This window comes from Jannaschia rubra, from assembly GCF_001403735.1.
Taxonomy (GTDB): domain Bacteria; phylum Pseudomonadota; class Alphaproteobacteria; order Rhodobacterales; family Rhodobacteraceae; genus Jannaschia; species Jannaschia rubra.
This window is the reverse complement of sequence record NZ_CXPG01000012.1, coordinates 85182-98146: the sequence shown is the minus strand read 5'-3', so window position 1 is coordinate 98146 and position 12965 is coordinate 85182. Positions and strand designations below refer to the sequence as shown.

Here is a 12965-nt window from a genome sequence, read left to right as displayed (position 1 = left end):
TTCGCTCAGAGACCGTTCACCGGCACCTTCAGCATCGGCCGGCCGTCCGCGTCGCGCGGCAGTTCGCCCGCCCGCATGTTCACCTGAAGCGACGGAATGATGAGCTTCGGCATTGCCAGCGTCGCGTCGCGATCGGTGCGGAAGCGGATGAACTCCTCCCGCGTCTTGCCGCCGCCCACATGGATGTTGTGGGCCCTTTCCTCGGCCACCGTCGTTTCCCAGGCGATGTCGCGCCCGTCGGGGCCGTAGTCGTGGCACATGAACAGCCGCATCTCGTCGGGCAGGGCCAGCACCTTCTGGATGCTGTCGTAAAGCTCGCCCGCATCGCCGCCGGGAAAATCCGCCCGCGCCGAGCCGCCGTCGGGCATGAACAGCGTGTCGCCCACGAAAGCCGCGTCGCCCATGACATGCACCATGCAGGCAGGGGTGTGGCCGGGGGTGTAGATCGCGAAGCACGCCATCTCGCCCACCTTGTAGGTGTCTCCATCCTTGAACAGCGCGTCGAACTGGCTGCCGTCGCGCTGGAACTCGGTGCCCTCGTTGAAGATCTTGCCGAAGGTCTCCTGCACCACCATGATCTTCTCGCCCACGCCGATCCGACCGCCCAGCCGCTCCTGGATGTAGGGCGCGGCGCTCAGGTGGTCGGCGTGGACATGGGTCTCGATGATCCAGTCCAGCGTCAGGCCGCGCGCCTCGATCTCGGCGATCAGGCGGTCGGCATGGTCATAGGTGATGCGCCCGGCGGCATAGTCGATGTCCATGACGCTGTCGACGACGGCGCAATGGTCGCTCGCCGGATCCTTGACGATACAGCTGATGGTATTGGTGGCCTCGTCGAAATGGGCCGAGACGTCGGGGTGGACCGACATGTCGATGGGATAGGTCATGGCGCTCTCCTGCGGCTCGGGGGGACGTGGTCGAACGGTCCTAGCGCAGGGGGCTTTCCGGTGTCGGTGACTTTGTCACGCAGGGCGGCGTTACCGCAGGGGGTTCGTCCGCCAGAGCTTCACCCGCAGGCCCCCGTGCGGGACCGGCGGGCCGGGGGGCAGCCATGGCAGGCCGGTCGCCTTGGCCAGATCGGCCTCCGTCGTGATCAGGCCCACGCGCCAGCCGCCGAACCGCTCCCGCAGCACCTGCCCCAATGCGCCGTGCAGACCGTAGAGCGGCTTCTTCGCGCCTACCCGCGTGCCATAGGGCGGGTTCACGATGACCAGCCCCGGCGGCCCCGCGGGCCGCGCGATGTCGCTGATCGCGCATTTGCGGAACTCGACCAGCGCGCCCACGCCCGCGCGCTCGGCATTGGCGCGCGCGGCACCGAAGGCGCCCGCGTCGCGGTCGGACCCGTGGAACCGCAGGTCGGGCAGGGGGCGGGGGGCCGCCGCCCGCATCGCGGCCCAGGCTTCCGCGTCGAACGTCGTCAGCCGCTCGAAGGCGAAGGCCCGGTCGCGGCCCGGCATCAACCCGGCCGCGATCTCCGCCGCCTCGATGACGAAGGTGCCCGATCCGCACATCGGGTCCAGCACCGGCTCCGACCCGTCGAACCGGCATTGCCGCAGGAACAGCGCGGCCATGGTCTCGCGCAGGGGGGCGCGGCCCACGGCTTCCTTGTGGCCGCGCTTGTGCAGGCTTCCGCCCGAGGTATCGACCGACAGCACCACGAGGTTGTCGTCGATCCGCGCGCGCAGCGTGACGGGCGCATCGGCGGCCACCGCAATCCCCGCGCCTTCGGTCAGCGCGGTCTCGATCCGCTGCTGCGCGGCACCCGCGTGATAGATCTTCGACTTCCGGTTCGTCGCCACCTCGACGCGCACCGGCACATCCGTCCGCAGCACCTCGCCCCAGGGAAACTTCCGCGCCCTCTTGTCGAGCTGGGCGAGGTGAAACGCCCGGAACTCCCCGATCCGCGCCAGCACCCGTGTGGCCCCCCGCAGCACCAGGTTCGCGCGCCAGACCTCGGGCCAGCCGCCTTCGACCGTCACCCCGCCCGGCACCGCGCAGGGCGCGTCGAAGCCGGCCGCCGCGGCCTCCTCCGCCAGCGCGGGCTCCAGCCCCGGGGGGCACGTCAGGAAGATCTCGAAACGCTCCATCGCCGGCCCGCCGCCGTCAGGCGAAGGCCAGACCGGGATAGAGCGGCTCGTAGATCGGCTCCAGCGTCGCGGTGTCGAACAGCGACGAGACTGAGGTGCCGTTCCAGATGTTCAGGATCGCCTGCGTCAGCATGGGCGCGATGGGCACGATGCGGATGTTGGCGCAGTCCTGCACCGGCTGCGGCGGCTCGATGGAATCGGTGATGACCAGCGATTTGAGGCGCGAGTTGGTGATCCGCTCGACCGCAGGGCCCGACAGGACGCCGTGGGTGATATAGGCGTGAACCTCGGTCGCGCCCGCCTCGGCCAGCACCTCGGCCGCCTTGCACAGCGTCCCGGCGGTGTCGCAGATGTCGTCCACGATGATGACCTTCTTGCCCGCGACGTCGCCGATGATGGTCATCTCGGACACTTCGCCCGCCTTTTCGCGCCGCTTGTCGACGATCGAAAGGGGCGCGTCGATCCGCTGCGCCAGCTCCCGCGCGCGGGCCACGCCGCCCACGTCGGGCGAGACGATCATCACGTCGTCCATCTGCCCCCTGAAATGGTGCATGATGTCCAGCGCGAAGATGGGCGAGGCATAGAGGTTGTCCACCGGGATGTCGAAGAACCCCTGGATCTGCGCGGCGTGCAGGTCCATCGTCAGCACCCGCTCGATGCCGGAATTGGCGATCAGGTTGGCGACCAGCTTGGCGCTGATCGGGGTGCGTGCCTTGGTGCGGCGATCCTGCCGGGCATAGCCGAAATAAGGAATCACGGCGGTGATGCGGCTGGCCGACGACCGGCGCAGCGCGTCCGAGATGATGAGCAGTTCCATCAGGTTGTCGTTCGCCGGGTTCGACGTCGACTGGACGATGAACATGTCCTCGCCGCGCACGTTCTCGAAGACCTCGACGAAGATCTCCTGATCGTTGAACCGCTCGACGCGCGCGTCCACCAGGTTGGTCCGCACGCCCCGGTGCATCGACATCCGCCGGGTGATGGCCTTGGCGAGCGATCTGTTCGCATTGCCTGAGATGATCTTGGGATCGGGGCTGGGCATCGGGGTCCTCGCGAATCGTCTCGGGCGATGCGGGGGGCGTAGCACCGTGCCCGCCCCCGGGGGAAGCGCCTTGGCCCGTCCGCCGCGATCCGTTGCGCCCGTGCCGCGGGGCCGCTACGCCGGTGGGGCAGCAGCCATCCGCCGGGGTCCGACCATGAACATCGACTATTACTTCGCCACGATCTCGCCCTACACCTATCTCGCCGGCACCCGCCCGGCCGAGGTGGCGGCGCGCCACGGGGCCACGCTGACCTATCGCCCGCTCGACATCCTCGCGCTTTTCGCGCGCACCGGCGGCACCGCCCCCGCCGACCGCCACGACAGCCGCAAGGAATACCGCCTGATCGAGTTGCGCCGCACCGCCGACAAGCTCGGGATGCCGATCAACGTCCGCCCGGCGCATTGGCCGGTGAACCCCGCCCCCTCGTCCTATGCCATCATCGCCGCCGCGCGCGACGGCTCGGGCGACATCGCCGCGCTCGTCGCGGGCCTCACCCGCGCCTGCTGGGCCGAGGAGCGCGACATCTCGCAGGACGAGGTCATCGCCGACTGCCTCGGGGCCGCGGGGTTCGACCGCGCGCTGGTCAACGCCGGCATGATGGAGGGGGCGGAAACATACGCCCGCAACCTCGAACAGGCGGTGCAGGCGGGCGTCTTCGGGGCGCCCTTCTTCATCGCCGGGGGCGAGCGGTTCTGGGGCCAGGACCGGATCGACGATCTGGACGCGTTCCTTTCGGCATGAGGGACGTCCTCGCGCTGCACTGCATGCTGGCTTCCGGGGCGGCGTGGCGCGGGGTCGCGGCGGCGCTGCCCCACGCGCGGCTCGCCTGTCCCGACCTGCCAGGCCACGGGCGCGCGCCCGACTGGGACGGCGGCGACTTCATGGATCAGGCGCTGGACCTCGCCATGGCGGCGGCCCCCGCAGGGCGGTTCGACGTCGTGGGCCACAGCTTCGGCGGCTGTCTCGCCCTGCGCCTGCTGGCCGACCATCCGGCCCGTGTCCGCAGCCTCACCCTGATCGAGCCGGTGATGTTCGCCGCCGCCCCGCCCGCCCTTCAGGCGGCGGAACGCGACCGCACCGCGCCGTTCCACGCCGACCTGGCGCGGGGCGCACGCGACGACGCGGCGCGCGGCTTCACCGCCATGTGGGGCGATGGGCGCGGCTGGGACGCCATGCCCGAACGCCAGCGCGTCGCCATCCGCGACCGCATCCACCTGGTCGCGGCCAGCGGACCGGGCATCACCGGCGACGCGGACGGCCTGCTGTCGCGCCTGCCCGCCGCGCCGCCGCCCGTCCTCATCGTGACGCGGACGGACCCGCCCGCCATCACCGATGCCATCGCGAAGGGCCTCGCCGACCGTCTCGCCGGCGCGCGCATCCGGCGGCTGGGGCAGGGGCACATGATCCCGATGACCGACGCGCCCGCGTTGGCCGAAATGCTGGAGGCGTTCTGGAAATAGGCGGGCCCGACCCTTGTGGGGCCGGGCCCTGCGGCGAACCGTGGCAACCGTCGGAACATGTATTCCCGAGGACCTGTATATACAGGTGGGCGCCAGGTAACGCGACCAGGGCCGCATCAGAGCCAGCTCCCTCGGAATTGCTTAAGGCCACTGGAATTATGTCCCAGGTGACGGGAAGCACAGAAGCACCGCTTCGACCCAGATAGGCGTCGGCGATGCATCGGGCAAGACCCCGGCCTCTGGACTTTTGTTCACCTTTCATTCACAGACCGCGCGATGACCAGCGACAGCCCATCCCTCACCCCCGGACAGCTTCTCGCCCGCGGCGTGGCCCGCCACCTGCGCGACCGCGACTTCATGTGCCTGGAGGAGTTCTCGCCCGAACGCGGCAAGCGCGTGGACGTCATGGCGATGGGTCCCAGGGGCGAGGTCTGGATCGTGGAATGCAAGTCGAGCCGCGCCGACTTCGCCTCCGACTGCAAGTGGCAGGGATACCTCGAATGGTCCGACCGCTACTTCTGGGCCGTGGACGCCGCCTTTCCGGTCGATCTTCTGCCGCCCGACACGGGGCTGATCCTGGCCGATCCGTTCGGCGCCGACATCGTGCGGATGCCCGAGGCGACGCCCCTCGCCCCCGCACGCCGCAAGGCGCTGACGCTGCGCTTCGCGCGGGCGGCGGCGATGCGGCTTCAGGTGCTGCGGGATCCCATGTCCATCGCCTGACGGGGTCAGGGCTTGCGCGTGCCGATCATCATGGCGGCGGCGCGGATTTCCTCGGCGATCTCCAGCGCGTCCTCAGGCGCGAAATCCATGGGGATCTCGACGCCGTTGCTCTCGACGAAAAGACGCACCATCCCCTGATCGGTCGGCGCGATCTGCAGGTTCGCCTCGGCGTCGGACTGGTCGTTGATACCCATGCGGATCGTCTAGCCCCCGCCCACGCACCGCGCAAGGCCGACAGAGGGGCGCTTTCTCCCCGAATCCGGGGACGACCGACTTGCGCGCCGCGCGCACGGGCGCTAAACGCGCCCCGAGTGCCGCCGTAGCTCAGTTGGTTAGAGCGCCTGATTGTGGATCAGGAGGTCCCCCGTTCGAGCCGGGGCGGTGGTACCATCCCCCCTTCATTGCAAATCGGCGAAGGCCTTCTGCATCCGCTCCACCGCCGCTTCGACGTTGCTGCGCGGGGTGGCGAGGTTGAACCGCAGGAACGACTCGCCCCCCTTGCCGAAGGTGGTGCCGTGGTTGGCGGCGATGCGGGCGTCCTGCTCGACCCGGCGGGTGAACTCATCCCGCGGCATGCCGGTGTCCGCGAAATCCACCCAGGACAGATAGGTCGCCTGCAACGGCACCGACCGCACCCCGGGAATGGCATCGATGCCCGTATCGAACACGCGGCGGTTGCCGTCGAGATAGACCATGAGGTCGTCCACCCAGGCCGCCCCCTCGGGCGAATAGGCCGCCGTCGCCATGAACAGGCCAAAGGAATTGGGCGACATCCCCATCGCCGCCATCCGTGCCGCGAACTGCGCCCGCAGCCTGTCGTCGGGCACGATCACGTTGCCCGAATGGCAGCCGGCGATGTTGAACGTCTTGGTCGTGGCCGTCATCATCACCAGCCGGTCGTCGATGCCGTCGATGTTCGCCATCGGGATGTGGGTCTGGCCAGGATAGACCAGGTCGTGATGGATCTCGTCGCTGACCAGGATCAGGTCGTGGCGTCTTGCGAAGGCGGCGTATCCTTCCAGCTCCTCGCGCGTCCAGACGCGGCCGTTGGGGTTGTGGGGCGAGCAGAGGATCATCATCTTCGCGCCCGACCCCTCGACCTGGGCGTCCCAGGCGTCGAAGTCGGTGGAATAGGTCGTGCCGTCGAAGGCCAGCTCGCATTCGATCACGCGGCGCCCGGCGGCTTTGATGACGCGCGCGAAGGCGTGGTAGACGGGCGTGAACAGCACCACCCCGTCGCCCGGCGCGGTCCAGGTGTCGACGCACATCGCCGTCCCGTTCACCAGCCCGTGCGTCGTGAAGACGGCGCCCGCATCCACCGACCAGCCGTGGCGCGTCTTCATCCACCACCGGATCGCGTCCAGATAGGGCCTGTCGTCGCCGTAGTAGCCGATGATCCCGTGGTCCACCTGCGCCTGCACCGCGTCGAGCACGCATTGCGGCGGGCGGAAGTCCATGTCGGCCACCCACATCGCCAGCCCTTCGTCCGCCGGCACGCCATAGGCGGCCTGCATCATGTCCCACTTGGTGCAATGCGTCCCACGGCGGTCGATGATCTGGTCGAAACGGGGGTCGGCGTTCATGTCGTGTCTCCTCGGATGTGGGGCGACCCTACGCGGTGCGCCGCCGGTTGCAAGGCGCCTGCCGCCCGACTAGATCGTCCGCGATGAAACGCCCGATCCTCATTCACCCCGATCCGCGCCTCAAGCAGGTGGCCGCCGCCGTGGACGACCTGTCGGACACCCGCCTCGCGCTGGCCCGCGACATGCTCGAGACGATGTACGACGCGCCGGGCATCGGCCTGGCCGCGCCGCAGGTCGGGGTGCTGGAACGCCTGATCGTCCTCGACTGCGTCAAGGAGGAAGGCGCCCCGCCCCGCCCGCTGGTGATGTTCAACCCCGAGGTGATCGCCGCCGGCGACCGCAGCAGCACCTACGAGGAAGGCTGCCTGTCGATCCCCGAGCAATACGCCGAGGTCACGCGCCCCGCCGAAGTCACCGTGCGCTGGATCGACGAGACCGGGGCCGAGCGGACGGAGGACATGGAGGGGCTCTGGTCCACCTGCGTCCAGCACGAGATCGACCACCTGAACGGCATCCTGTTCATCGACCACATCGGCCCGATGCGCCGCCAGATGATCACCCGCAAGATGGTCAAGCTCAAGCGCGAGATGGCGCGTGGGTGACGCGGGCACGCCGCGGTGATCCGGCTCGTCGTCCTGCATCCCGATCCCGTGCTGCGGGGGGTCTGCGACCCCGTGACGGGCGATTGCGTCGTGTTGGCGCGCGACATGCTCGACACGATGTATGCCGCGCCGGGGCGGGGCCTCGCCGCGCCGCAGGTGGGCGTGGCACTGCGGCTCATCGTGATGGACACCGGCTGGAAGGAGGGCCTGCCCGACCCGCGCGTCTTCGTGAACCCGCAGGTCGTGGCGCGCGAGGGGCGGCAGGTGAACACCGAAGGCTGCCTCAGCATCCCGGACACGCCCCGCCGCATCGCCCGCCCCGCGCGCGTGACCGTGGCCTTCGACGCGCCCGAGGGACGGCGGCGCGAGACGTTCGACGGTTTCGCCGCCGCCTGTCTGTGCCATGAGATCGACCATCTGGACGGCGTGCTGATCCTCGACCTGCCGGAGGTGGCGGAATGACCCACCGTGCGTTCCTGCGCTGGCCCGACCCCCGTCTGAAGACCCCCGCCGCGCCGGTGGATGCAGTGGACGATGGCGTCCGCGCCATCTGGAACGAGATGGTCGAGGCGATGCACGCCATGCCCGGCGTGGGCCTCGCCGCGCCGCAACTGGGCATCATGCGCCGTCTGGCGGTGGTCGACGCGGGCGACGGGCGCGGCGTCACGCGGCTGGCCAACCCCGTGATCCTCCATGCGAGCGCGGAGATGCGCGAGCACGACGAAGCCTCTCCCAACCTGCCGGGCGTGTCGGCGCGCATCCGGCGGCCGCGAGCGGTGACGGTGGCGTATCTGGATGAAGACGGCGCGGCGCGGGAGGAGGACTTCGTCCTGCTGCGCGCCACCTCGGTCCAGCATCAGATCGACCATCTGGACGGCCGGATGTATGTCGACCGCCTGTCGCGCACGAAGCGCGACATGCTGCTGCGAAAGGCCCGCAAATGCGCGTGATCTTCATGGGGACGCCCGATTTCGCGGTGCCGGTCCTGGACGCGCTGGCCCTGGCCGGGCACGAGATCGTCGCCGTCTATTCCCAGCCGCCCCGCCCGGCGGGGCGCGGCAAGAAGGACCGCCTGTCGCCGGTGCAGGCGCGGGCCGAGGCGCTGGGCCTGACGGTGCGGACGCCCGCAACGCTGAAGCGGCCCGACGAACAGGCGGCCTTCGCCGACCTCGGCGCCGAGATCGCCGTGGTCGTGGCCTATGGCCTGATCCTGCCGCAGGCGGTGCTGGACGCGCCGGTCCACGGCTGCATCAACGTCCACGCCTCGCTCCTGCCGCGATGGCGCGGGGCGGCGCCGATCCACCGGGCGATCATGGCCGGCGACGCGCGCACCGGCGTCTGCATCATGGCGATGGAGGCGGGGCTGGATACCGGCCCCGTGCTTTTGCGCGACGAGACGGCCATCGGGCCGACCGACACCACGGGGGACCTGCACGACCGCCTGTCGCAGATGGGTGCGCGGCTGGCCGTGCGGGCCGTCGCGCAGATCGACCGCCTGTCGCCCGTGTCGCAGTCCGCCGAGGGCGTCACCCATGCCGCCAAGATCGACAAGGCCGAGGCGCGCGCCGACCTGACCTGGGGCGCGGAGACGCTGGCGCGCCACATCAACGGCCTTTCGCCCTTTCCCGGCGCCTGGATCGAACGCGACGGCGCGCGGATCAAGCTGCTGCGCGCGCGCGCGACGGAGGGGGAGGGGACGCCGGGCACGGTGCTGGACCGGCCGGGGCTGGTCGTGGCGGCGGGCAACGGCGCGGTGGACCTCATGGAGGTGCAACCGGCCGGGAAGGGTGCCATAAGCGGGGCGGATTTCCGCAACGGCGCGCGTCTGGCGCCCGGCGACCCCCTGGAGGGCTGAGATGTTTCCCACCCTGATCGGAACGGTCGTGATCGCGGGCATCGTCGGCGTCGCGTCGGAGCGGATGGGCTTCACCCGCAACGGCTATGTCCAGAGCATCGTAATCTGCGTGGGCGGGGCCTTCGTGTTCTATTTCGTCACGCTGATGTTCGGGCTGGGGTTCCGTGCGCCGGGGCTGAACGCCATCCTCGCATCGGTCGGCGCGCTGGCCATCGTACCGACGCACTGGCGCCGGTGAGACCCGCACTGGACGCGGGGGGCCTGTGTCCCTAGGTCGGTGCCGTGAAGGAGAACTTCGATGACCAGGCCGCCCCTGACCCTCTATCTGGCCGCGCCGCGCGGGTTCTGCGCGGGCGTGGACCGCGCCATCAAGATCGTCGAGATGGCGATCGAGAAATGGGGCGGGCCTGTCTATGTGCGCCATGAGATCGTGCACAACCGCTTCGTCGTGGACGGATTGCGCGACAAGGGCGCCGTTTTCGTCGAGGAGCTGGACGAATGTCCGCCGGACCGCCCGGTGATCTTCTCGGCCCACGGCGTGCCCCGCGCCGTTCCGGCGGAAGCCGCGGCGCGCGAGATGATCTATGTCGACGCGACCTGCCCGCTGGTGAGCAAGGTCCACATCGAGGCGGCGCGGCACCACGAGAACGGGTTGCAGATGGTGATGATCGGCCATGCCGGCCATCCCGAGACCATCGGCACCATGGGCCAGCTTCCGCCGGGCGAGGTGCTGCTGGTCGAGACGGCCGACGGCGTGGCCGACCTCATGCCGCGCGACCCCGAGCGCCTGGCCTTCATCACCCAGACCACGCTGTCGGTGGACGACACCGCCGACATCGTCGCGGCGCTGAAGGCGCGGTTCCCGGCCATCGTCGGGCCGCACAAGGAAGACATCTGCTATGCCACCACCAACCGGCAGGAGGCGGTGAAGGCGATGGCGCCCGACTGCGACGCGATCCTGGTGGTCGGGGCGCCCAATTCGTCGAACTCCCGCCGTCTGGTCGAGGTCGGGGCGCGGGCGGGGTGCGCCTATGCGCAGCTCGTGCAGCGGGCGGACGACATCGACTGGCGCGCGCTGGACGGCATCCGGTCGGTCGGCATCACCGCGGGGGCGAGCGCGCCCGAAGTGCTGATCGATGAGGTCGTGGACGCCTTCCGCGACCGCTATGACGTGACGGTCGAGATGGTGGTTACGGCCGAGGAGAACGTCGAGTTCAAGGTTCCTCGCGTGTTGCGGCAACCCGCCTGAGCCGCGATTGCCAACTGGCAATCGGGCGATTCAGGCAAGGGGGTCAAGGGGTTGGGTTTTCTCGCGCGGTCTTTTAAGTGATTGTTAATTAACGGTATTTTAACGGAAATTGGCCGCGTTTCCGTGCTTGCCGGATGGGGCGGATGCGGGCAGACTGCGGGGCATGATCACGCTCCAGTTCCTTCTGACGGCCTTCGTCGTCGTCATCGCGCCGGGCACCGGGGTCGTCTATACGCTGGCCATGGGGCTCGGCCGCGGAAGGCGGGCGGCACTGGCCGCGGCGCTCGGCTGCACCTTCGGCATCGTGCCGGCGCTTCTGGCCGCGATCCTGGGCGTGGCGGCGGTGCTCCATGCGTCGGCGCTGCTGTTCAACATCGTGCGGTTCGCGGGTGTGGCCTATCTGCTCTGGATGGCGTGGGGCGCGCTGCGCCAGACCGGCGCCCTGGCCGTGCGGGCGGACCGGGGAACGGGGTCGCTGGTCCGCGTGGGCTGGTGCGGGACGCTCATCAACGTGCTGAATCCCAAGCTGTCGATCTTTTTCCTGGCGCTGCTGCCGCCGTTCCTCTCGGGCGATCCGGCGACGGCCACGACCGAGATGGCGGCGCTGGGCGCGGTGTTCATGGCCATGACCTTCGCCGTCTTCGTCGTTACGGCCTGTTCGCGGGGCTGTTCCGCGACCGCCTGCTGGCGAGCGAGCGGGCGATGGCCTGGCTCAACCGCGGGTTCGCGGCGGTCTTCGCGGCGCTGGCGGGACGGCTGGCGCTGGAACGCGCCTGAGGGGCAACTTTCGGGTTCCCCGCGGCGGGGCGTCGTGGCATCTGGCGGCCATGTTCCAGCCGCGCATCCCCTTCTCCGCCCTGATCCTCGGTCTTGCCGGCCTTCTGCCCTTCGCCTGGGGCGTGGTCACGATGTGGTCGGAGGGGGCGCAGGCGCTGACCATGGCGACGGTGGGGCCGCGATTCGTGGGGCCATATGTGGGCCTATTCTACGGCAGCGTGATCCTTGCCTTCATGTCGGGGGTGCTCTGGGGCTTTGCCACACGCGCCGAAGGCCCGGTCGAGACGACGGGCTATGCCCTGTCGGTGCTGCCCGCGCTCTGGGCGTTCTTCATGGTGGGCGGGGGGCCGGTGTCGGCGGCCATCGCGCTCATGGCGGGGTTCGTGGGGCTGCTGGGCCTCGACTGGCTGTTCTGGCGGCAGGGGCTGGCGCCCGCCTGGTGGATGAAGCTGCGGCTGATCCTGACGGCGGGTGTCGTGGCCTGTCTGGTTCCCGTGGCCTTCTGATGGAGCTTGTCGCCTATACCGACGGCGCCTGTTCCGGCAACCCGGGGCCGGGGGGCTGGGGCGCGCTGCTGGTCGCGTCGAAGGACGGCGCCGTCCTGCGGGAGCGGGAGCTGAAGGGCGGAGAGGCCGACACGACGAACAACCGCATGGAGCTTCTGGCCGCGATCAACGCGCTGGAGGCGCTGGAGCGGCCCTCCACCCTGACCGTCGTGACAGACAGCGCCTATGTGAAGGGCGGCATCACCGCCTGGCTGCACGGGTGGAAGCGCAACGGCTGGAAGACCTCCACGCGAAAGCCGGTGAAGAACGAGGACCTGTGGAAGCGGCTCGACGCCGCGCAGGCGCGCCATTCGGTGACGTGGAAATGGGTCAAGGGCCATGCGGGCCACCCCAAGAACGAACGCGCGGACGAGTTGGCCCGCGCAGGCATGGCGCCGTTCAAGGGCACGGGAAAGTGACTTTCGGCGCCGGGTTCGACCTGGGCGCGGCGCTGGTCTTCGCGGTCACGGGCGCGCTGGTGGCGGCGCGGGCGCAGCTCGACCCCATCGGGTTCATCTTCGTGGCCTGCCTGACGGCGGTGGGCGGCGGGACCGTGCGCGACCTGCTGCTGGGGCGGACGCCGGTGTTCTGGGTGGCCGACCCCCTGCCGGTGGCGGTCGCCGCGGGGGCGGCCATCGCGGTGTTCTTCACGCATTACCTGCTGGCGTCGCGGATGGCGGTCATCATCTGGCTGGACGCCGTGGCCCTGTCGGTCGCGGTCGCCGCGGGCGTGGCCGTGGCCGCCGCGTCGGGGCATCCGGTCTGGGTGCAGGTGGTGATGGGGGTGGTCACGGGCTGCTTCGGCGGCCTGCTGCGCGACGTCGTGGTGGGCGAGGTGCCGCTGGTCCTGAAGCAGGGGGAGCTTTACGTCACCGCCGCGCTGGCGGGTGCGGGGGCGGCGATCGTTGCACGCGAGGCTGTGGCGCCCGGCCTGGTTCCGCTGGCGGCCTGCACCGGGGTGACGTTCCTGCTGCGGGGCGGGTCGATCCGCTATGGCTGGCGGCTGCCGTCGTTCCGGGCGCGGCCGCCCCGCCCCTGAGC

The 12965-nt window shown here is 70.0% G+C and carries 17 protein-coding genes, 1 tRNA gene and 1 pseudogene; 14 read left to right on the top strand and 5 right to left on the bottom strand.

Annotated features, from left to right (window positions below; genetic code table 11):
• Positions 1–5 precede the first annotated feature (5 nt).
• The 3 genes from JAN5088_RS03595 to JAN5088_RS03585 all read right to left on the bottom strand — a co-directional run bounded on the left by JAN5088_RS03595 (position 6) and on the right by JAN5088_RS03585 (position 3129).
• Positions 6–887 (bottom strand): MBL fold metallo-hydrolase, encoded by an 882-nt coding sequence (locus JAN5088_RS03595; protein ID WP_074962603.1) that lies wholly within the window; start codon positions 885–887, stop codon positions 6–8.
• A 90-nt stretch (positions 888–977) separates the two neighbouring features.
• Positions 978–2087, bottom strand: coding sequence for a THUMP domain-containing class I SAM-dependent RNA methyltransferase (locus JAN5088_RS03590; protein ID WP_055681444.1), 1110 nt, complete (start codon positions 2085–2087; stop codon positions 978–980).
• A gap of 16 nt (positions 2088–2103) precedes the next feature.
• A complete protein-coding gene (locus JAN5088_RS03585) occupies positions 2104–3129 on the bottom strand; it encodes a ribose-phosphate pyrophosphokinase (RefSeq protein WP_055681443.1) in 1026 nt (341 codons plus the stop codon).
• A gap of 154 nt (positions 3130–3283) precedes the next feature.
• Between JAN5088_RS03585 and JAN5088_RS03580 the strand changes: the two genes are divergently transcribed.
• The 3 genes from JAN5088_RS03580 (at position 3284) to JAN5088_RS03570 (ending at position 5313) form a co-directional block, all read left to right on the top strand.
• Entirely contained in the window at positions 3284–3871 is a 588-nt protein-coding gene (locus tag JAN5088_RS03580) for a 2-hydroxychromene-2-carboxylate isomerase (protein ID WP_055681442.1), read from the top strand.
• On the top strand, positions 3868–4590 hold the full coding sequence (locus tag JAN5088_RS03575) for an alpha/beta fold hydrolase (RefSeq protein WP_055681441.1): 723 nt from the start codon (positions 3868–3870) through the stop codon (positions 4588–4590). The genes JAN5088_RS03580 and JAN5088_RS03575 overlap by 4 nt, the downstream gene beginning before the upstream one ends.
• Before the next feature lie 276 nt (positions 4591–4866).
• Positions 4867–5313 (top strand): MmcB family DNA repair protein, encoded by a 447-nt coding sequence (locus tag JAN5088_RS03570; protein WP_055681440.1) that lies wholly within the window; start codon positions 4867–4869, stop codon positions 5311–5313.
• 5 nt (positions 5314–5318) lie between these two features.
• Here the strand turns inward: JAN5088_RS03570 and JAN5088_RS03565 are convergent, their stop codons facing one another.
• Positions 5319–5507 (bottom strand): DUF6324 family protein, encoded by a 189-nt coding sequence (locus JAN5088_RS03565; RefSeq protein ID WP_055681439.1) that lies wholly within the window; start codon positions 5505–5507, stop codon positions 5319–5321.
• A 119-nt stretch (positions 5508–5626) separates the two neighbouring features.
• On the opposite strand from JAN5088_RS03565, the gene JAN5088_RS03560 reads away from it, so the two are divergent.
• Positions 5627–5703, top strand: a tRNA-His gene (locus tag JAN5088_RS03560).
• Between the two features lie 8 nt (positions 5704–5711).
• Here the strand turns inward: JAN5088_RS03560 and JAN5088_RS03555 are convergent.
• On the bottom strand, positions 5712–6896 hold the full coding sequence (locus tag JAN5088_RS03555) for a MalY/PatB family protein (protein ID WP_055681438.1): 1185 nt from the start codon (positions 6894–6896) through the stop codon (positions 5712–5714).
• An 83-nt stretch (positions 6897–6979) separates the two neighbouring features.
• Here JAN5088_RS03555 and def (JAN5088_RS03550) point away from each other — a divergent pair, with 83 nt between their 5' ends.
• The 10 genes and pseudogenes from def (JAN5088_RS03550) (at position 6980) to JAN5088_RS03505 (ending at position 12963) form a co-directional block, all read left to right on the top strand.
• Positions 6980–7498, top strand: coding sequence for a peptide deformylase (gene def / locus JAN5088_RS03550; RefSeq protein WP_055681437.1), 519 nt, complete (start codon positions 6980–6982; stop codon positions 7496–7498).
• 15 nt (positions 7499–7513) lie between these two features.
• Complete coding sequence (locus JAN5088_RS03545; protein WP_055681436.1) at positions 7514–7960, top strand: peptide deformylase; 447 nt, start codon at positions 7514–7516, stop codon at positions 7958–7960.
• Positions 7957–8448 carry a peptide deformylase gene (def, locus tag JAN5088_RS03540; RefSeq protein WP_055681435.1) on the top strand — a complete coding sequence of 164 codons (492 nt, stop codon included), beginning with the start codon at positions 7957–7959 and terminating at the stop codon, positions 8446–8448. The genes JAN5088_RS03545 and def (JAN5088_RS03540) overlap by 4 nt, the downstream gene beginning before the upstream one ends.
• Positions 8439–9353 (top strand): methionyl-tRNA formyltransferase, encoded by a 915-nt coding sequence (gene fmt / locus JAN5088_RS03535; protein WP_055681434.1) that lies wholly within the window; start codon positions 8439–8441, stop codon positions 9351–9353. The genes def (JAN5088_RS03540) and fmt overlap by 10 nt, the downstream gene beginning before the upstream one ends.
• Before the next feature lies 1 nt (position 9354).
• Positions 9355–9591, top strand: coding sequence for a hypothetical protein (locus JAN5088_RS03530; protein ID WP_055681433.1), 237 nt, complete (start codon positions 9355–9357; stop codon positions 9589–9591).
• A gap of 60 nt (positions 9592–9651) precedes the next feature.
• Positions 9652–10602 carry a 4-hydroxy-3-methylbut-2-enyl diphosphate reductase gene (ispH, locus tag JAN5088_RS03525; RefSeq protein WP_055681432.1) on the top strand — a complete coding sequence of 317 codons (951 nt, stop codon included), beginning with the start codon at positions 9652–9654 and terminating at the stop codon, positions 10600–10602.
• Positions 10603–10765: 163 nt separating this feature from the next.
• Positions 10766–11379: pseudogene (locus tag JAN5088_RS18135) on the top strand (LysE family translocator).
• Positions 11380–11429: 50 nt separating this feature from the next.
• Positions 11430–11885, top strand: coding sequence for a DUF3429 domain-containing protein (locus JAN5088_RS03515; protein WP_055681430.1), 456 nt, complete (start codon positions 11430–11432; stop codon positions 11883–11885).
• A complete protein-coding gene (gene rnhA / locus JAN5088_RS03510) occupies positions 11882–12343 on the top strand; it encodes a ribonuclease HI (protein WP_055681671.1) in 462 nt (153 codons plus the stop codon). The genes JAN5088_RS03515 and rnhA overlap by 4 nt, the downstream gene beginning before the upstream one ends.
• Positions 12340–12963: a trimeric intracellular cation channel family protein gene (locus JAN5088_RS03505; RefSeq protein ID WP_055681429.1), complete on the top strand. Its 624-nt coding sequence runs from the start codon at positions 12340–12342 to the stop codon at positions 12961–12963. Before rnhA ends, JAN5088_RS03505 begins: the two co-directional genes overlap by 4 nt.
• Positions 12964–12965: the final 2 nt, after the last annotated feature.

Coding starts and splice junctions, on each gene's coding strand:
- JAN5088_RS03515 (WP_055681430.1), top strand. CDS start 11,430: ATGTTCCAGCCGCGCATCCCCTTCTCCGCCCTGATCCTCGGTCTTGCC.
- JAN5088_RS03580 (WP_055681442.1), top strand. CDS start 3,284: ATGAACATCGACTATTACTTCGCCACGATCTCGCCCTACACCTATCTC.
- def (WP_055681437.1), top strand. CDS start 6,980: ATGAAACGCCCGATCCTCATTCACCCCGATCCGCGCCTCAAGCAGGTG.
- JAN5088_RS03590 (WP_055681444.1), bottom strand. CDS start 2,087: ATGGAGCGTTTCGAGATCTTCCTGACGTGCCCCCCGGGGCTGGAGCCC.
- JAN5088_RS03570 (WP_055681440.1), top strand. CDS start 4,867: ATGACCAGCGACAGCCCATCCCTCACCCCCGGACAGCTTCTCGCCCGC.
- JAN5088_RS03575 (WP_055681441.1), top strand. CDS start 3,868: ATGAGGGACGTCCTCGCGCTGCACTGCATGCTGGCTTCCGGGGCGGCG.
- JAN5088_RS03595 (WP_074962603.1), bottom strand. CDS start 887: ATGACCTATCCCATCGACATGTCGGTCCACCCCGACGTCTCGGCCCAT.
- JAN5088_RS03565 (WP_055681439.1), bottom strand. CDS start 5,507: ATGGGTATCAACGACCAGTCCGACGCCGAGGCGAACCTGCAGATCGCG.
- ispH (WP_055681432.1), top strand. CDS start 9,652: ATGACCAGGCCGCCCCTGACCCTCTATCTGGCCGCGCCGCGCGGGTTC.
- fmt (WP_055681434.1), top strand. CDS start 8,439: ATGCGCGTGATCTTCATGGGGACGCCCGATTTCGCGGTGCCGGTCCTG.
- JAN5088_RS03585 (WP_055681443.1), bottom strand. CDS start 3,129: ATGCCCAGCCCCGATCCCAAGATCATCTCAGGCAATGCGAACAGATCG.
- JAN5088_RS03530 (WP_055681433.1), top strand. CDS start 9,355: ATGTTTCCCACCCTGATCGGAACGGTCGTGATCGCGGGCATCGTCGGC.
- JAN5088_RS03555 (WP_055681438.1), bottom strand. CDS start 6,896: ATGAACGCCGACCCCCGTTTCGACCAGATCATCGACCGCCGTGGGACG.
- def (WP_055681435.1), top strand. CDS start 7,957: ATGACCCACCGTGCGTTCCTGCGCTGGCCCGACCCCCGTCTGAAGACC.